We start from the raw sequence: 18,437 nt of genomic DNA on the forward strand, positions 1-18,437 counted from the left end.
GTACTTCCGGAATGCGGCGGCCGTGGAGCGGTGATATCCGCCCGCCGCCCGGGGGCACCGGCCCCCGGAAAGCGGAACGGGCCCGGACCGCGGGAACGGGACCGCCGTGGCCCGGCGGCCCCGCTGTACGGCCGGCCGCCGGACCTCAGCGGCCGGAACGGTGGCGGTGCGCGCCGCTCTTCGAGTACGCGTGCCGGGTGGCGGGCGTCGCCGAGGGGCCGGGTTCGAGCTGGCGGATGAGCTGGTGGAAACAGAGCAGCGCGGTCACCGGCGGCAGGCCCGCCACCGTGATGCCCGCCGGGGTGGTGGGGGCTTTGGCGATGCACAGCACCGTGGCCACCGCGGCGAAGAAGATCACCACGCACCAGGAGTGGGCGGTGCGGCGCCGGTGGGTCCGGGCCCGCAGGATGGACAGGATGGCGGCCATCCACGGTCCGTAGACCAGCAGCGGCCACAGCTGGGCGATGCGCGGCGACGTGGCCTCCCCGGCCAGCGCCCGCAGCGGCGGGTAGGACGCCACCGCGGCGAGCAGGCCGACCGCCACCACGATCACGGACGTGAGGGCGACGGTGACCACGCTGAGGGTGCGCCGCCAGGACCGGGGAACGCGCTCCTTGGCGGGGCGGGCGGGGTGCAGAAAGGTCGGCTTGCGGTGGCTGTGCGGCTCGGCGGCCGACAGCTCCTCGACGACGGCGGGCTGTTCGGCGGTGTCCAGCAGCTGTGCCAGCTCGGCGTCGAGGTCGTCGGGGACCGTCATCGGCACGTCGTGGCCGTAGGCGTCGGCCAGGCTCTCGTGGGCCGGCTGGTCGCGGAAGAGCGGCCCGTCGGCGAGGCCGAAGGCGGCCGTCAGGTCGGGCTCGGTGGTGACTTGGGCGGGGATCCGGTACCCGTCCGCGGTGGACGGCATCAGCAGGTGGAGGGTGGGGGGATCGTACACGGCAACTTCCCTGCGAGCTGGGCGGCGGCGTCGGGGCCCTGGCGGTCAGGCGGCGCGGGCCGCCTTCAGCACCGCCGGGGCCCCGCGCCGTACTCGGCCTCGCCGTGCTGCTGGGACCACAGCGCCGCCTTGATCCGGTCGAGTTCCGCGCCCAAGCGGTCCAGCAGGTCCGCGGAGATTTCCGGGCGGAAGTATTCCCTCTCGCATTCCGGGGCGGCCGGCGGCCGGTCGGTCACGGGGGAGTCGGGGATGCCAACGGGCTTGAAGAAGCGCCGGCCGATGCGTCGTACCGGCTGTTCCACAGGAGAGTCAGGCATACATTGCGGAACGAATATGCCGGACACAAGGGGACGGGTACCCGGTGCTAATGAACTCAAGAAGAGGTGGAGGGTACGAAGAGGCGGTGATCGGAAAGGTGGAACAATCATCCCGGCGCCGGGGGCCGCTCCCGGCGGCGCGGTGCGGGGGCAAGAGCCGCGGGCACTGCCGGGAGGGCCTGCCGGGACACCGGGACAGCGGCCTATACCACCGGCACCCGCCACGCGTCATCACGGCACCGGGCGGCGTGTTCGCCGGGGCGGGTCCGGCCCGTCGTCCCCTGCGCGCGAACGGTTGTCCGCCCCGGGGCGCTCACCTCGGAGGCGAATCGATACTGCCGACGTGGGGGCGGCTCCGGCGCGCGGCGGACCGTTTCAGCGTATGCGCACCGGTGAGCTGAATCCCGCTCCGACGCGCCCCCTCAAGAAGGTGTGACCACGGGACCGGCGGGGCGGCCCGGGTAGGTAATGGTGCGATTCACCTACCTGTCCGTTCCGGTTCTGGAAGCCGTCCACCGGCGCCCCGGAATCCGGCCCGACGAGGGGATTCCCGATGGGCATACGTGGTGCGGCGGGCGTCCGCGCGACCCGCGGTCCCGCGGCCGCCGTCCCGCACACCTGGACCGTGGCGACGGCGCCCGGCGGCCTGCCGCTGCTGGGGCACGCGCTCCCACTGTGGCGGCGCCCGCTCGACTTCCTCGCCTCGCTGCCCGCCCACGGCGACCTGGTCGCGATCCGCCTCGGACCGCAGCGCGTGTGGCTGGCCTGCGACCCGGCGCTGGTGCAGCAGATCCTGATGGACCCGCGCACGTACGACAAGGGCGGCCCGCTCTACGACACGATGCGCATGGTGCTCGGCAACGGGCTGGTCACCTGCGCCCAGGGCGTGCACCGCAGGCAGCGCCGGCTGGCCCAGCCCTGCTTCCGCCCGTCCCGGATCGCCGACTACGCGGAAGTGATGAGCGCCGAGATCGGTGCCGCCGTCGGGGAGTGGCGGCCCGGGCGGACGCTGGACGTCACCGACGCGATGATGGACCTCTCGGCCCGGGTGACCACCGGCGTGCTGATGTCCACCTCCCTCGCCCCGGGCCTCGCGGCCGAGGTACGCGCCTGCCTGTCGACCGTCATGCGCGGCGTCCTGCTGCGCGCGGTCGTCCCGCTCGGCCCGCTCTACAAACTCCCCACGCCCGGAAACCGCCGCTTCGACCGGGCCCTGGCCCGGCTGCACCACATCATCGACGGCATCATCGCCGAACGCCGCGGCAGCACCGACCGGCACGGCGACCTGCTGGACACGCTCCTGAGGACCACCGACGACGGCGCCCCCGAACCGGGCGGCCATCCCGTACCCGCACCCGACGGCCCCGCCCCGCAGTGCCCCCACGCCACCACCGCGCCCACCTCCCAGGAGGCACCCCACGACCAGGAACCGCTCACCGACCAAGAGGCGCACGACCAGTTGATGACCTTCCTCGTGGCCGGGATCGAGACCACCGCGCTGGCCCTCGCCTGGACGCTCCACCTCCTGGCGGCCCACCCCGAGGAAGAGCGCCGGCTGCACGCCGAGGTGGACTCCGTGCTCGCCGGCCGGCCGGCCGCCCCGGACGACCTGCCCCGGCTCGGCCACACCCGGCGCGTGGTCACCGAAGCCCTGCGGATGTACCCGCCCGGCTGGGCGCTGACCCGGGTGACCACCACCGAGACCACGCTGGCCGGCCACCGGCTGGCACCGGGAAGCACCGTCCTGTACAGCGCGTACGTGCTCCACCAGGACCCGGCGGCCTTCCCCGACCCCCAGCGGTTCGACCCCGACCGATGGCTGCCGGAACGGGCAGGGAGCGTTCCGGGCGGTGCGATGCTCCCGTTCGCCGCCGGCAACCGCAAGTGCATCGGCGACCACTTCGCGATGACCGAAGCCGTGCTCGCCCTTGCCGCCATCGCCGCGCGCTGGCGCCTGCGCCCGCCGTCCCCCAGGACCGTACGTCCGGTCCCGGCGGCCGTGCTGAGCCCGGGCCCGCTGCCCATGGTCTGCGAGCCACGCCGCGGACCGGACGGCGCAGCGCCGGCCGTTCCATCTGAAGCACCGTGACCATGGAGAGAGAACCATGCAGGCAACAGGCTACGGCGTCCCGGAATTCGAGCTATCGTCCGCCCGTTGGGGCCAGGTCCCGTTATCGGGCCCGGGCCCGGCGCGCGAAACGGACGCCACGGCGGTGCGCTCCGCCGTCGTCATCCCCCAGCTGTACTGCCCCATCCCGGCGGCGCCGCACCACGAGACCGCCGGCATCGAGCGGCGCGTGGTGGACTGGATGGCGCGGTTCGGCTTCTGCGACAACGACTTCCACCACGCCCAGGTGCTGGCCAACCGCACCGCCGAGTGGGCGTGCCGGATCGCGCCCGACGGCAGCAGCGGCCTGCTGCAGATCGGCGCCGACTGGTCCTGCCTGGGCCTGCTGCTGGACGACGTCTATCTGGACGGCGGGCTCTTCAGCCGGCACCCGGAACGTTTCCTCCCGATGGCCGTCCAGGTGATCCACGGCGCCGACCACCCCGAGACCACCGACGACAAGAAGACCGACCCCTACACCGCGGCGTTCGGCGAGGTCTCGTACCGCTACCGGCGGCACGCCACCGGCACGGTCGTACGGCGGTGGGTCGACGGCGTTGCCGAATGGTTTCTCGCCGCGTGCGTCGGCATGGGCCAGCGGGCGGCGGGCACCGTGCCGAGCCTGGAGGAGTACTTCGTCATCGGCCCCCGGGACCGCGGTACCAAGGCATCCATAGCCGTCATCGAGATGGCGGAGGGCACCTCGCTGCCCAGCGAGGAGGCGGAGACACCCCGGATACGAGCGCTGACCCAGGTCGCCTCGGCCCTGGTCACCTTCGCCAACGACGTCTACTCGTACCACCGCGAGGTCAAGGAGCAGTCGCTGGAGTCCAACCTCGTCGGCATCCTGGAGCACGAGCTGCGCGTGCCGCCCCAGGAGGCCATGACCAGGGCGGCGGAGCTGCACGACCGGCTGATGTGCCTGTACCTCGCCCTGCGGGAGCGGACCGCGGTGCGGGCCGCCCCCGAGGTGCGGTGCTACCTCGGCCAGCTCGACCACTTCATCCGCGGCAACCTGGACTACAGCGCCGTCAGCCCCCGCTACCGGGACGACCCGGGCGCCGCCCCCGACCCGGCGCCCGCGTTCGGCGTCTGGGCGGAGTCGCCCAGTGATGGGAGTCTCGAACCGCTGCCGCTGCGCCCGGTGGCGTGGTGGTGGGACCAGCTGAGCCCCGCGGCGTGAGGCGGCGGTGACGCCTCCCCGCCCGCGGTTCCCGAGGGGCCCGTTCCCGGCGGGCCCCTCGGCCCCCGCTCTTGACGGAACGTCTCGGTACCGGTGCCGGACCGCCCCGCGGCGGCCCGTTCCGGTACCGGCAGGAAGGGTGAACCGGTGTGAGTGCACAGCCCCGAGTCGTCGTGGTGGGCGGAGGTATCGCCGGCCTGTCCGCGGCCTTCCGGCTCCAGGAGGCCGGCTGCGACGCCGTCGTCCTGGAGAGCGCCGGACCGGAGACGGTCGGCGGCCGGATGGCCACCGTCGACGTCTCCGGATTCGCCGTCAACCGGGCGGCGACCATCCTCATCCACAGTTACCGCGAACTGATACGCCTGATCGCCGCGGCCGGCCTGGCGGGCGAGGTCGTGCCCGGCTCCGACCTCTTCGGGCTGGTACGCGACGGACAGGTCCGCCGGGTGCGCCTGGGATCGCGCCGGCAGCTGGCCACCGGCGGCCTGCTGACCAGCTTCCCCCTCGGTGACGTCGGCAAGCTGCTGCGCGACTACCGGCGGGTGCGCCCGCTGCTGACGCCGGACGACATGTCCCCGATGGCCACGGCCGACTTCGAGTCGGTGACCCAGTACGCCACCCGCCGCGGCCTGCGTCCCGAAACCCTGGAGTACCTGCTCGACCCGCTCGTCTCGGGGCTGTGCCTGGGCGAGCCCGAGGAGGTCTCCGCCGCGATGCCGTTCGTGTTCATCGACGTCATCCTGTGCGGCGGCGGCTTCTTCACCTCCAAGGAGGGCGTCGGCTTCCTGCCCAAGGGGCTGGCCCGGCAGCTCACCGTCGAATACCGCGCCCACGTCACCTCGGTCGAGGACCGCGGGGACGAGGTGGCCGTCACCTGGCACCGGCCGGGCGAGCCGGAGCACATGGAGACGGCGGCGGCCTGCGTCCTGGCCGTACCGCCACCGCAGGTACCTCCGCTCTACGCGCAACTCACTCCCGATCAACGGGAGTTCCTGGACGACGCGCCGTACGCCCGCAGCATCCACGTCGCCTTCGGGCTCGACAGGCCCACCCGGGAGCAGGCGATGCTGGTGCAGGCGTCCCGCGTCGAACACCCCGACCTCTGCGCGTTCGTGCTGGAGCACAACCTCTCCCCGCGGCGCGTGCCGGACGGGACCGGATTGGTGATGACGCATCTGCGCGGCGCGTGGTCGGACCGCAACTGGGACCTGGGGGACGACAAGGTGGTGGACCACGTCCTGGCGGGCGTCCGGCGGCTGGGCGTCCTGCCCGAGCTGGAGCGCCACACCACGATGACGCACATCTGGCGCGTCTCGCCCTGCCTGATCGGACGGCGGCCGGGGGACTACCGCGCCATCGCCCGGTTCGCGGCCGGATTCGACCCCCGCGGCCGCGTCCAGCTCGCCGGCGGCGACCATCTGGGGCACTCGACCACCAACAGCAGCGTGTGCTCGGGGGAGCGGGCCGCCCGCAACCTCCTGGCCCGGCTGCGCGGTGAAGGGGCGCTCACGCCGGTGCCCCGCTGACCCGCACCCCGAGCGGCGCAACTGCCGCCGCTCGCAACCGATTCACCCGTAAGAGTGGCTGCTTACGGGTGGATCGGGCGGGCCGGAACGGCTACGTGCGGGCGCGCGTAGCACGCCTCCGCCCGCGGTGTGCAGCATGTCACTCATCCTGGTTACCGCGAGTCCGTATGGGCGTACGCTTCGCGCTATCGCAGGCAGAGTGCGGCCGGACGGGCCCGCACTCGCGGCGGGCGGGAGCGGCAGCGCGGCGAACGGATTCGGTCATGACCCACGGCTGGGAGCACGTACGCGACGTACGGCGGGAGTTGCTCGAACGCAACGCCGAACTGGACGCGGCCGAGGAGGCGTTGTCCCGGCTCCGCGGAACCGCGGGCGCCCCGACGGCCGCCCAGCGCGGCGGCCTGCTCTCCTTCGCCGGGTCGGCCGGGATGGGCAAGACCGCGCTGCTCGCCGAGGTCCGCGCCCGGGCCGCGGCCCGCGGCTGCACCGTGCTCTCCGCGCGCGGCAACGAGCAGGAGCACGGCATGGCCTTCCACGTCGTACGCCAGCTCGTCCAGCCGGTCCTGGCCGGATACGACGAGGCCACCTGCCGCACGGTCCTCGGCAGCTGGTACGACATCGTGGCCCCGGCCCTCGGCCTGGTGGCCGACGCGGGCGGCAGCCCGCCCGACCCCACCGGCGTACGCGACGGCCTGGACTGGCTGGTGACCCGCCTGGCCGTGCAGCAGACGCCCACCGTACTGGTCCTGGACGACGCGCAGTGGGCCGACCAGGAGTCGCTGAGCTGGCTGACGGCCTTCGCGCCGCGGGCCGAGGACCTGCCGATGCTCGTGGTGGTCGCCTACCGGCCCGACGAACTGCCGCGCAGCGCCGCCGCCTTCCGCAAGCTCGCCGAACGCCACGCCTCCCGGCCCTACGACCTCTCCCCGCTCACCTGCGACGCGGTCGGCCGCATCATCCGCGACGCGCTGGGCGACGGGGCCGAGGACAAGTTCTGCTCCGAATGCTGGGCGGTCACCGACGGCAACCCCTTCGAAGCCGTGGAACTCGCCGCCGGGCTGCGCGAACGCGGCCTCAAGGGCTGCCGGGACGACCTGCCCGCGCTGCGCGAACTGGGCTCGGCGGTCAAGGGCAAGGGCCTGGTCGAGCGGCTGGACCGGCTCGGCGGCGCCGCCGTCCGCCTCGCCTGGGCGGTCGCCGTCCTGGGCACCTCGGCCGCCCCGGAGGTCGCCGCCGGAGTCGCCGCCCTCGGCAGCGAATCCGGGGTGGACGTCATCGCCCGGCTGCGCGAGGCGCGCGTCCTGGCGCCCGACGAGGGCCCGGACGGCATCCTGCAGTTCGCCCACCCGCTGATCGGCGCCGCCGTCCACCGGGCGATCCCGACCGCACTGCGCGTCGGCATGCACAACGTCGCCGCCGAGGCCGTGGTGGAAGCCGGACTCGGACCGACGGTCGCCGCGCGGCACCTGCTGGAGGTGCCCTGCGAGGGCGACGACTGGGTCGTCCAGCGGCTGCGCCAGGCCGCGCAGGAGTACGTACGCGCCGGAGCCCCCGACGCCGCCCGCCGCTTCCTGGCCCGCGCCCTGCGCGAGCCGCCCTCGCCGGAGGACCGCGCCGCCGTCCTGTTCGAACTGGGCGCCGCCACCTTCCTCGCCGCGCCCGAGGTCACCGTCAACTACCTGCGCGAAGCGCTGGCCGAGCCGGACGTCGAGCCCGAACTGCGCGAGGCCATCACCTACCGGCTGGCCCAGGCCCTCGCCCACACCGACCAGCTGGCCGAGGCCGCGGCGGTGGCCGCCGAGGAGGCCCGGCGCACCAGCCTCCCCGCCACCCGGCTGCGCATGCAGGCCGAGAACTTCGTCTGGAGCGCCTTCCGGGCCGACGAACCGGACTCCGCCGCCCGCTCCCGCAGGCTGGCCCGGCTCGCCGACCACCTGACCGGAGACGGCCTCGCCGAGCGCTACATCCTGGGCCTGCGCGCCTGGGACTGCGTGGTGCACGGCGAGCCCGCCGCCACCGCCCTGCGCTACGCCGAGGCCGCCCTGGTCGGCGGGCTGAGCTGGACGGAGGACAACCGCGGCTTCGAGGTACCGGTCGCCGTCGCCATGACGTTCATGTACTGCGACCAGCCCGGCCGCGCCGAGGAACTGTTCACCCGCGGCATGGCCGAGTGCGAGCGCAAGGGCTGGCGCGGCGCCCACCTGGCCTTCGGCCACGCCCTGCTCGGCTACATCCGCTACCGCCGCGGCGCGCTCGCCGAGGCCGAGGCCCTGGTCCGCGAAGGGCTGCGGATCGCCGAGCGGGTCGGCGGCGCGGTCCCCGCCCAGTGGTACGCCATCGGCATCCTCATCGAGATCCTGCTCGCCCGCGGCCGCATCGAGGAAGCCCAGCGGATCGCCGACCACTTCGGTTACGGCGAAGTGGTGCCCAACGCCGTCGTCTACCCCGACTCCCGCACCGTCTACAGCGAACTGCTGCTGGCCCGGGGCCTGCACCGGCACGCCGAACACCACCTCAAGGCGGTCGGCAGGCGGCTGGAGGCCCGCGGCATGCGCAACCCCGCCTGGTGCCCCTGGCAGCTGCACCTCGCCCGCGCCACCGCGCTCACCGACAGTCCGCACGCCGTCCAGCTGGCCGAGGAAGGCGTACGCCGCGCCCGCAGGTTCGGCACCGCCACGGCGATCGGCGAGGCGCTGCACTGCGCCGCCAACGTGATCGGCGGCGGCCGGGCCCTGAAGCTGCTCGCCGAGGCCGTACGGGAGCTGGAGCACTCACCCGCCGGGTACGCACTCGCCGAGGCCCTGGTCGACCACGGCGCGGCCCTGCGCCGGGCCGGCCTGCCGCAGGACGCCGCCGAGCGTCTGTACCGCGGGCTGGAGGGCGCCGTGCACTGCGGCGCCGACGCGCTGGCGGAGCGCGCCCGCGACGAACTGTCCGCGGCCGGCCTGCGCCCGCTCCAGCTCCACAGCACCGGCACCGACGCGCTCACCTCCCAGGAGCGGGCGGCGGCCGAACGGCTCGCCCTGGGCTGGACCACCGGCCGGATCGCCGAGGAGCTGGCCACCCCGGAGACGGTCGTCACCCGCCTGCTGTCCAGCGTCTGCCGCAAGATGGGCACGGACTACGCCGGGCTGCCGCGGCTCCTGGAGACGGCCGATCCGGCCGTCGCGCCGGACGGGCCACCACGGCGTTGACGCTGGGCCCGCCGGCCCCCGGCGGCCACGTACGATGGCGGTATGTCCTTCCTCCGCCGCCGCAGCGCAGCCACGCCCGCCGGGCCTGACTTCGACGTCCTCGCCATGGACCCCGGGGACTGGCCCGGCAACCTCGGGGCCGGGCTGCTGCCCGCCCCCGACGGCAGCTGCCAGGGGGTCTTCCTGCGCTACGACCTGTTCGGCGGGCGCGGACCCGCGATGATCATCGGCAACCTCCCCGAGGGTTCACCGGCCCGCGACCTCGCGGACGACCAGGTCCCCTTCGAGGTGGCCCAGCTGCTCGCCGCCCTCGGCAACGACGAGCCGGTCACCGTCGTGGAGACCGAGGACACCCCGGTCATGCACGACGACAACCTGCTGATCGTCAAGCGCATCAAGTGCTCCGAGGGCCGCATCTCCTGCGCCCAGTTCGACCGCAGCGACGGCGTCCTGGTCACCATCGCCAGCTGGGACCGCCCGATCACGGACGACCTGTACGCGCTGCTGAAGCCGCTGCCGGCGGAGATGTTCCAGCAGGGGTGAGCCGTCCGGCGCACCGGGCCGTGGCATCGTGGGCGCCATGACCGAACTGGTGGACCGGGTGGACGAGCGGGACCGGACCGTGGGCGTCGTCGACCGGCGAGAGGCCATCCGCGAAGGGTGGCTGCACCGGGTGGCGACCGTCGTGTGCCGGGACCGGGCGGGCCGGATACTGGTCCACCGGCGGCCGGCGGACGTCTCGCGCTTCCCCGGCCGGTACAACTGGCTGATCGGCGGCGCGGTGTCCGCCGGGGAGTCGTACGAGGACGCCGCCGCCCGGGAGCTGGCGGAGGAGCTGGGCGTCCGGGCCGCGCCCCGGCAGGCCTTCACGTTCCTGTGCCGCGGAGCGATCGCTCCGTACTGGCTCGGTGTGCACGAAGCCGTCATCGAGGGCGCCGTGACACCGGACCCGGCGGAAATAGCCTGGCACGCCTGGCTGCCCGAGCCCGCCCTCCGCGAGGCCCTGGGGGAGTGGCCCTTCGTCCCCGACTGCCGGGAAGCCTTCGCGAGGTACGCCGCCCTGTCCTGAAGGGCGGCGCCCGGCCGGACACCGGACGCCGCCCCCACCCCCTACTTGTTCGAGAACCGCACCTCCACGTCCACCGCCCGCACATACCCCACCCGGTGCCCCACCTGGATCTCGTAGTACACGTCCTGGCCGCGGACGACCGCGTGCTTGGACACGTCGTACGTCGGGGCGTAGAAGTACTCGCCGCGCACCCGGTTGCCGACCGCGTAGCGCTGGCCCGCCAGGAGTTTGTACGAGAGCGGGGTGACGGCCTGTACGGGGACGCCTGGCGGGTAGGCGGCCTGCTCCGGGTACGCGCGGCCGTAGACCGGGATGTCCGCCCGGCCCCGCTTCGGTGTGATCACCAGCCCCTTCGCGTCGACCGCGGTGGGCTGCTCCGCCGGGTTGTGGAACCACGCCTTCTGGCCGAGGTACCAGATGGCGGTCCACTCGCCGCGGCGCTCCGCGACCGCGTAGCGCTGGCCGGTGGTGGCGCGGGCGCCGGTGTCGTTCACGCCGGTCGTCGAGGGGCTGCCGTCCGGCCGCAGGCCGATGTCCTGGACCAGCGGCGCACTCTCGCTCGGTCCGGTGTGCAGGCGGACCGCCGTCGAGCCGTGCGGCGCGCACGGCTGCCCCGGTTTCACACAGTCCGTGTAGACGGGACGGTGCTCGTCGTAGTCGGGGCGGATGGTGACCAGGCCGCCCCGGGGCCCTGCCGTACGGACGAACGGCTTGCCCAGCAGCCGGAAGTAGTGCGCCCAGTCCCAGTACGGGCCGGGGTCGGTGTGCATGCCCTTGATCGTGGCCGGTGTCGTGCCGGGCACGTTGTCGTGGCCGATGATGTGCTGCCGGTCCAGCGGCAGGTCGTACTTGCGCGCCAGGTAGCGCACCAGCCGCGCCGAGGCCCGGTACATCGCCTCGGTGTACCAGGCGTCCGGAGCCGCGAGGAAACCTTCGTGCTCGATCCCCACGGAGTGCGCGTTCACATACCAGTTCCCCGCGTGCCAGGCGACGTCCTTCGTCGGCACATGCTGGGCGATCAGCCCGTCCGCGGACCGGATCGTGTAGTGCCAGGACACATACGTCGGGTCCTTGATGAGCTTCAGCGTCGTCTCCCACGACCCCTCGGTGTCGTGGATGACGATGGCGTCCACCCGCTGGTCCCGCGGACGGTCCGCCTTGTCGTGGTTGCCGTAGTCGCCGTCGCCGAACTCCTCGTACGGCGCCGGTACGGAGACGCAGGAGACCGTGCGCGGGCATTCCAGGCGGGAACCGGCCGGCGCGGCGGCGGACCGCAGGCCCAGGCGGCCCAGCTGCGCACGGTCGGGCGTCAGCCCGGGGGAGGCGGGCAGCGTCACCTGCTGGCCCGAGTCGGTCGTACGGGACCGGCCCTGCCGCAGGACGTCGTACACGTCGTCGGCGAAGCCCGCCGCGGTACGGGTGTCGTCCGCGCCCGAATAGCGCGCCACGGAGCCGTACCACCGGGCCGGGTCGGCGGAGAGCGGACCGAGGGCGCGCTGTTCCGCGGCCAGCAGCGCCGCGCCGCCACGGATGTTGGCCGCCGGGTCGCGCCGCAGCCGCTCGGCGGGCAGCCCGGTCAGCCGTGCCGCCCGGTCCAGGGTCCGCAGCCGGGCCGGCAGCGCGGAGGCGGCGGGCAGCTGGGGGCGGACCCGCTTGCGGGCCCGGGAATCGTCGCCGCGCGGGTCCTCGTCGCCCTCGCCGTGGTGCGGCCGCCCGGCCAGCGCCGTACGGGCGTCGGTCAGGTGCATCGGGCCGTAGCCGCCGGACACGCTGGGCGCGCCGCCGTGCCCGTCCCAGCGCGACTCCATGTACGCGACGGCCAGCAGCACGTCCCGCGGCACGCCGTACCGTGCGGCGGCGTCGGCGAAGGCCTGCTGGAGGGCGCCGGCGGCAGGCTGTGCCGCCGAGGCGCGTGGCTGCCCGGCCATGACGGACGGCGTGGCCGAGACCAGGGGCACCAGCAAGGCCGCCGCCGCGACGGCGGTGGCGGCCCTGCGCGCTCTGGAGCGGGGGGTTCTCTTCTCGTCGGTTCCTCGCAATGCAGCCTCCTGGGGCCGACCGGGACGAGCCGGGGCGTATGGCGGACGGTGTGCATACGGGCGTGCGGGACGGAACCTGTTTACAGCTATCGTCTGGCCGACGATCCGTCAATCACCGTGCGCACCAACGGTTTCGCATGTCAGCGCGCGTCCCGTACCCCCGTACGAGCGGACGCGGCCGCGCCCGCACACACGTGAGCGGCACGCCTCGTGCGGCGTGCCGCTCACATACCCCCCTTGGCGGATCAGCGGGTGCCGACCGCCGCCCGTACCGCGCGCCGTGCCATCTGGCAGTCGTCGTGCAGCCGGCGCAGCAGCAGCCGCTGCTCCTCACCCGCCGCCAGCGCACCGGGGTGTCCCGGCCCCGGCGTGCCCGTCGGCGTGGGCTCGCGCATCGTGCGCTGCACGGCGGTCTCGTAACGCCGTATCTCCCGGGTGAGCACCAGCATCAGATTCACCAGGAAGGCGTCCCGCGCGGCCGGCCCGGCGGCCTGCGCGAGCTGGCTGATCTGGCGGCGCGCCACGGGGGCGTCGCCGAGCACCGACCACAGGGTGGCGAGGTCGTAGCCCGGCAGGTACCAGCCGGCGTGGTCCCAGTCGAGCAGCACCGGCCCGGCGGGGGACAGCAGGACGTTGTTCAGCAGCGCGTCACCGTGGCAGAACTGGCCCTGGGTGTGGGACAGGCCGTGCAGCAGCTTCTGCAGGTCGCCCAGGTCCCGGTCGGTCAGCAGGCCGAGGCCGTGGAAGTGCGCGATGCGCTTGCCGTACTCCAGCGGCATGTCGAACATCCCGGCCGGCGGCCGCCAGAGGTTGACCCGGCAGATCGCGCCGAGCGCGGCCCGGACGTCCGCGCGGGGCGGTGCTTCGGTGGGATGCCGTTGGAGGGAGGCGATCCGGCCGGGCATCCGCTCGACGACCAGAGTGCAGTTGTCCGGGTCCGCGGCGACCAGCCTCGGTACGCGCACCGGCGGGCGGTGGCGTACGAAGGCCCGATAAGCAGCTATTTCGTGCCGGAACCGCTCGGTCCACGCGGGGGAGTGGTCCAGTAAACACTTGGCGACCGCGGTCGTACGTCCCGTGGTGCCCACCAGCAGGACGGACTTTCCGCTGCGGCGGAGCACCTGGACCGGATGGAACTCGGGGCAGATGCGGTGCACGGAGGCGACCGCGGCGCGCAGCTGGGCGCCCTGGGGGCCGGACAAGTCGAGTCTCCCGCTGAGCGGTTGGGGACCTCCCCCTTGCATCCGCCGGTTCCGCCCGCCGGCCAGGCCGGACACCGCCCCCGGAGACTGGGAGGGATCCAGATACGGCCCGCTTCCCTGGGGCTGCGGGCGGTACGGCCGGTTCGGGGCGCTCACGGCGGACGATGCTGCGTACATGGGTGAGACTGATCCCTTCGTGCGCCGACGAGTTGCGGTGCGGCTCCCGGCCCGGCGGACCGGGCCCGAGGGCCCGGGATCCGGTGTCCGCACCCTGGGGAATGCGGTACCGACACCGGGCCGGGAGCTGCACTCCTTACAGAACACGCGGGCGCGGGTGGCAGACCATCTGGCGCACCCTGGCGAACCCTGGCGAATGCTCGCAAGCCTCCGGGAGGGGCCGTTAATGTCAAGTCAGTCGAGGAACCTGGGGGCTTGACGTGGACAGGGAGCCGAACACCCGTCTCGCGGACCTTTTCGGCCTGGCCGGCTGGTCCAAGGGCGAACTCGCGAGACTGGTCAACCGGCAGGCGGCCGCCATGGGGCATCCGCAGCTGGCGACCGACACCTCGCGGGTACGGCGCTGGATCGACACGGGGGAGACCCCGCGGGACCCGGTGCCCAAGGTGCTCGCCGCCCTGTTCACCGAGCGTCTCGGCCGTGTCGTAACCATCGAGGACCTCGGGTTCGGGCGTTCCGGGCGGGCGGGGAAGAAGCAGGCCACGGACGGTCTCCCGTGGCCGCCCGAGCGGACGGCGGCGGTCCTCACGGAATTCACGGGAATGGACCTCATGCTCAACCGACGCGGCTTGGTGGGCGCGGGCGCGGCGCTCGCCGCGGGCTCCGCACTCAGCAGCGCCATGCACGACTGGCTGCACACCGACCCGGCGCTGGCAGCCGACGCCCCCCGATTCGACGACCCCTTCGCCGACAACACCATCGACCAGATCGGCTTCGACCGCTACGAGGCGGCCCCCGTGGGGTCGCAGGAGATCGACGCGCTGGAACGCTCGGTCGAGGTGTTCCGCGCCTGGGACGCGGCCCGCGGCGGCGGGCTGCAGCGCAAGGCCGTGGTCGGCCAGCTCAACGAGGTGGGCGGGATGCTCGCCTACCGCCACCCCGATCACCTGCAGCGCAGGCTGTGGGGGGTGGCGGCCAACCTCGCCGTGCTGGCCGGCTGGATGTCCCACGACGTGGGCCTGGAGCCCACCGCCCAGAAGTACTTCGTGATCGCGGCCCACGCGGCACGAGAGGGCGGCGACCGGCCCCGCGCGGGCGAGGCGCTCTCCCGGGCGGCCCGCCAGATGGTGCACCTGGGGCGTCCGGACGACGCCCTGGATCTGATGAAGCTGGCCAAGTCCGGCTCCGGCGGCGAGACCCTGCCGCGCACCCGCGCCATGCTCTACACGATCGAGGCGTGGGCCCAGGCGGCCAAGGGCCAGGGCCAGGCCATGCGCCGCACCCTGGGCGAGGCGGAGGAGCTGTTCGTCTCCGACCGGGGCGACGTACCGCCGCCGAGCTGGATGCAGATGTTCGACGAGGCGGACCTGCACGGCATGCAGGCGCTGGCCTTCCGTACGCTCGCCGAGCACGACCCGAAGGCGGCGAAGATCGCGCAGGTGCACGCCAAGCAGGCGCTGCGGCTGCGGGACGCCGGCCGGCAGCGGTCGACGATCTTCGACTACCTCTCGATGGCCTCGGCCTGCTTCATCGGGAACGACCCCGAACAGGCCGACCGCTACGCCCGGCTGGCCCTGGTGTCCATCAAGGAGAACTCCTCCCACCGCACCTGGGACCGGCTGCGCGAGATGTACCGGCTCACCAACCAGTACACGAACTACGCCAAGATCCAGGACCTGCGGGAGGAGATCCAGCGGGTGATGCCCAGGGCGAAGGGCCAGGGGCTGGGGCCGGGGCTGGGCCCGGCGGGCAAGAGCCTGCGGATCTGATGCCCATGGCTCTGATGACGGTGTGACGTTCCCACACGGGCCGCCCGGACCCCGCGGAGCCCGTGTACGCGGACGGAACGCGTCGGCATCACACTTGTCCGTGTCCGGACTCGTTCGTGTGCAGACTCGTTCGCGTGCAGGGCCGGTGACCTTTCCGGTGCCCCCGTACCCCTACTACCCCGTAGGCCCCTACCTCGTACGCTACCGCCGCTCCGCTAGCCGCTCACTCTGGCGATCAGCACACATGCGTCGTCCTCGCGCTCGGCGCCGCCGAACTCCTCCGCGATGATGCGGACGCAGTCCTGCGCGTCACGGGCCGCGGCGAACCGCGGTGCCAGCGACAGGAGGCGCTCGGAGCCCTCGTGGGAGGCCAGCGGGCCGTGCGAGCGGCGCGGCACCAGTCCGTCGGTGTGCAGGATCAGCAGGTCACCGGGGGCCAGCTGTTCGCACCGCTGGGTGTAGTGGGCGCCCGTCGTGGCGCCGAGCAGCACGCCCTCCGGCGGGTTCAGGGGGCTGCCCGTGCCGTCGCGGAACAGCAGCGGCGCCGGATGTCCGGCCTGCGCCCAGACCAGCCGGCGGGTGGCCGGATCGAAGCGGCAGCACACCGCGCTGCCCAGGGCGGGCTGCGCCGAACTGTCCAGCAGCTGGTTCAGATAGCCCATCAGCGGGCCCGGTTCCTGACCGGACACCGCCATGCCGCGCAGCGCGCCGAGCACCATGGCCATGCCGGAGGTGGCGGTGGCGCCGTGGCCGGTGAGGTCGCCGACGCTCAACAGCGTCTTGCCGTCCGGGAGTTGCAGGGCGTCGTACCAGTCGCCGCCGATCAGGGCGCTGGTGCCGGAAGGGAGGTAACGGGCGGCCAGGTCGAGTGCGACGGGCCCGCCCTGCGGGAACCGCAGGGAGCCGCGCCACGGCGGCAGCACGGCTTCCTGCAGCTCGACCGCAAGCCGGTGCTCGGTCTGCGCCCGGTGCCGTTGGCGCTGCAGCGAGTCACGGGTCTCGCGCACCGCCCGCTGGCTGCGACGCAGCTCGCTGACGTCCCGCAGCACGGCCCACATGCATGCGGTGCTTCCGTCGGCGTCGAGCACCGGCTCGCCCACCATGTGCACCGTACGCACGCACTGATCGGCGCGTACGATGCGGAACTCGCCGTCGATCGGCCGGCCGTCGACCAGGCAGTCGGTGACCATCGTGGTCAGCAGCTGCTGGTCCTCGGAGAAGACCAGGGAGGGCAGCTCGTCCAGGGTCAGCGGGCCCTCGTCCGGGTCCCGGCCGAAGATCCCGAACAGCTCCGGCGACCAGCTCACCCCGTCGGTGAGCAGATTCCACTCGGCGCTGCCGACCCGGCTGAGCAGCGAGCCCGGGTGGTCCGCGGGCTCGGGCGGGGCCGCGGGCAGCAGCTCCTCGTCCGGCACGGCGTCGGGGTCGGCGGGCAGGCCCTCCCGGAGCTGGTCCAGATGCCCGCCGAGGTCGTCGAGGTGGTGGACGGCCAGGTCGCACAGCGCCCGCTGCCAGCGCAGCCGCGGATCCGGGTGCTCCTCGCCGTCCGCTGAGGTCTCCCGGCGTACGGCGTCCAGGCCGCCGCGCAGCCGGCGTGCTTGCGTGATCAGTGCTTCGACCACGTCGCGCTCGGGTGGCTGGGCGGCTGATCGGTCCGCGAAGAGGTGGGACGGCATACGTACTCCGATATCAGGCGGCGCCGGGGCCAGAACTGACGGAAGGGCCGGTAACGACTGTTGCACAGGCTGCGACCGCCCGTAAGGGATTTGGCATTACCCGATACGGTGGTGCACTCGGCATATGCCCCCGGCCTCCCTGGGGCAACCCTCCGCCGAATCGGCGGAACGGAGCGTTCCAGGCTAGGCTTCCGCCGCCGTAGCGCGCTCGGCCTCCACCGATCCATGGTGGGAACGACGCATACGACCCGTGGTCACCGGCAAGAATGCCGGTCAGCGGAAATCCCGTTGCCAGCCTGTCCCCCGCACCGGATGCTGACCTCATGTTCGATCCAGACATAGCGCCCAGTGGCACCCTGCTCGGCCTCCTGCAGCGAGGCCGCGGCGACGGGACCCTGCATGCCCTCGCGGCGCCGCGGGCCGAGGCGCTCGCGGCACTGAACGACAGTGTGCTGCGCGACCCCCGCCGCGACTGGCAGGTCGAGAACCGCTCCCTGTACTACGCGCGCCTCTACATGCAGCTCGACGGCGGCCTCGAAGAGATCGAACGGCATCTTTTCCACCCCGACGACCTCACCGACCCCGGCGAGGAGCGCACCGGGCTCGCCCTCGCCGTGCTCGGCCACCTCGCCGCGTACGGCCGCGACGCCGCCCTCCTGCTGCTCCGCAGCTACGCCGCCGCCGGTACGAACTGGCGCTGGGCTTTGGACGAGCTGGCCCTGCGCGACGACGACGCGGGCCTGGCGACCCTCGCCCCCGCCGTACTCGCCCGCTTCCCCGGGACCCCCGAGGGCGACGCCGAGCTGGCCGCCGCCGTCCGGGACGCCTTCGAGCCCCGCCCGTGGCGGCTGTGGGCCGAGGACCCGCGCTACGGCGAGCGCATCCGCGCCGCCCAGGAGCAGGGCTGTTTCGACCGCTGGCAGCGCCAGATGCGGCCGAGCGGACCGCGCCCCGGCTGGAGCGTCACCGAGATCCTGGACTGGGCCCAGCAGGGCCTGGAGCTGCACCCCGAGGAGTGGCGGCAGGTGCCGGCCGCGCGCTGCCTGGCGGCCGTCGCGGGCCCCGAGGACCGCCCCGAGCTGCTGCGCGCCGCGCGCACCGGTCCGGACGCCGCCCGCGCCGCCGCCCTGCGCCACCTCGCCGAACGCGGCGATCCCGAGGCCCTCGACCTCATCGAGGCCGCGGCCGCCGATCCCGTGTCCAGCCGCCCGCTCGCCGAGGCCGCGCTCGCCGCCTTCGAG

The 18,437-nt window shown here is 73.7% G+C and carries 12 protein-coding genes and 1 pseudogene; 8 read left to right on the forward strand and 5 right to left on the reverse strand.

What is annotated here, in order from left to right; translation table 11 throughout:
- Nucleotides 1-145: 145 nt before the first annotated feature.
- Nucleotides 146-937, reverse strand: coding sequence for a DUF2637 domain-containing protein (locus tag IH45_RS0132305; RefSeq protein WP_030676754.1), 792 nt, complete (start codon nt 935-937; stop codon nt 146-148).
- A gap of 65 nt (nt 938-1,002) precedes the next feature.
- Nucleotides 1,003-1,254, reverse strand: a complete 252-nt coding sequence (locus tag IH45_RS0132310; RefSeq protein ID WP_158813334.1) for a hypothetical protein — start codon at nt 1,252-1,254, stop codon at nt 1,003-1,005.
- A 553-nt stretch (nt 1,255-1,807) separates the two neighbouring features.
- Between IH45_RS0132310 and IH45_RS0132315 the strand changes: the two genes are divergently transcribed.
- The 6 genes from IH45_RS0132315 to IH45_RS0132340 all read left to right on the forward strand — a co-directional run bounded on the left by IH45_RS0132315 (nt 1,808) and on the right by IH45_RS0132340 (nt 10,333).
- Nucleotides 1,808-3,343, forward strand: a complete 1,536-nt coding sequence (locus IH45_RS0132315; RefSeq protein ID WP_030676758.1) for a cytochrome P450 — start codon at nt 1,808-1,810, stop codon at nt 3,341-3,343.
- Nucleotides 3,344-3,359: 16 nt separating this feature from the next.
- A complete protein-coding gene (locus IH45_RS0132320; protein WP_158813336.1) occupies nt 3,360-4,544 on the forward strand; it encodes a terpene synthase family protein in 1,185 nt (394 codons plus the stop codon).
- A gap of 149 nt (nt 4,545-4,693) precedes the next feature.
- The gene (locus tag IH45_RS0132325; RefSeq protein ID WP_078897880.1) at nt 4,694-6,070 is read left to right on the forward strand and encodes a protoporphyrinogen/coproporphyrinogen oxidase; all 1,377 of its coding nucleotides are present in this window, start codon (nt 4,694-4,696) and stop codon (nt 6,068-6,070) included.
- 263 nt (nt 6,071-6,333) lie between these two features.
- Nucleotides 6,334-9,264, forward strand: coding sequence for an ATP-binding protein (locus tag IH45_RS0132330; RefSeq protein WP_030676764.1), 2,931 nt, complete (start codon nt 6,334-6,336; stop codon nt 9,262-9,264).
- Nucleotides 9,265-9,306: 42 nt separating this feature from the next.
- A complete protein-coding gene (locus IH45_RS0132335) occupies nt 9,307-9,807 on the forward strand; it encodes a hypothetical protein (protein ID WP_003982045.1) in 501 nt (166 codons plus the stop codon).
- 37 nt (nt 9,808-9,844) lie between these two features.
- On the forward strand, nt 9,845-10,333 hold the full coding sequence (locus tag IH45_RS0132340; protein ID WP_030676767.1) for an NUDIX hydrolase: 489 nt from the start codon (nt 9,845-9,847) through the stop codon (nt 10,331-10,333).
- Between the two features lie 41 nt (nt 10,334-10,374).
- On the opposite strand, the gene IH45_RS0132345 is transcribed toward IH45_RS0132340, so the two are convergent.
- Both IH45_RS0132345 and IH45_RS0132350 read right to left on the reverse strand, forming a co-directional pair.
- Nucleotides 10,375-12,372: a peptidoglycan recognition protein family protein gene (locus tag IH45_RS0132345; RefSeq protein WP_030676771.1), complete on the reverse strand. Its 1,998-nt coding sequence runs from the start codon at nt 12,370-12,372 to the stop codon at nt 10,375-10,377.
- Nucleotides 12,373-12,617: 245 nt separating this feature from the next.
- Entirely contained in the window at nt 12,618-13,751 is a 1,134-nt protein-coding gene (locus IH45_RS0132350) for an aminoglycoside phosphotransferase family protein (RefSeq protein WP_030676774.1), read from the reverse strand.
- A 260-nt stretch (nt 13,752-14,011) separates the two neighbouring features.
- On the opposite strand from IH45_RS0132350, the gene IH45_RS0132355 reads away from it, so the two are divergent.
- The gene (locus tag IH45_RS0132355; RefSeq protein WP_030676777.1) at nt 14,012-15,520 is read left to right on the forward strand and encodes a DNA-binding protein NsdB; all 1,509 of its coding nucleotides are present in this window, start codon (nt 14,012-14,014) and stop codon (nt 15,518-15,520) included.
- A 215-nt stretch (nt 15,521-15,735) separates the two neighbouring features.
- On the opposite strand, the gene IH45_RS0132360 is transcribed toward IH45_RS0132355, so the two are convergent.
- Nucleotides 15,736-17,196: a PP2C family protein-serine/threonine phosphatase gene (locus IH45_RS0132360; RefSeq protein ID WP_030676780.1), complete on the reverse strand. Its 1,461-nt coding sequence runs from the start codon at nt 17,194-17,196 to the stop codon at nt 15,736-15,738.
- 323 nt (nt 17,197-17,519) lie between these two features.
- Here IH45_RS0132360 and IH45_RS0132365 point away from each other — a divergent pair.
- A pseudogene (locus IH45_RS0132365) lies at nt 17,520-18,437 on the forward strand (HEAT repeat domain-containing protein); the annotation flags it as partial.

This window comes from Streptomyces rimosus subsp. rimosus (assembly GCF_000720725.1).
In the GTDB taxonomy this organism is placed as follows: Bacteria; Actinomycetota; Actinomycetes; order Streptomycetales; family Streptomycetaceae; genus Streptomyces; species Streptomyces rimosus_A.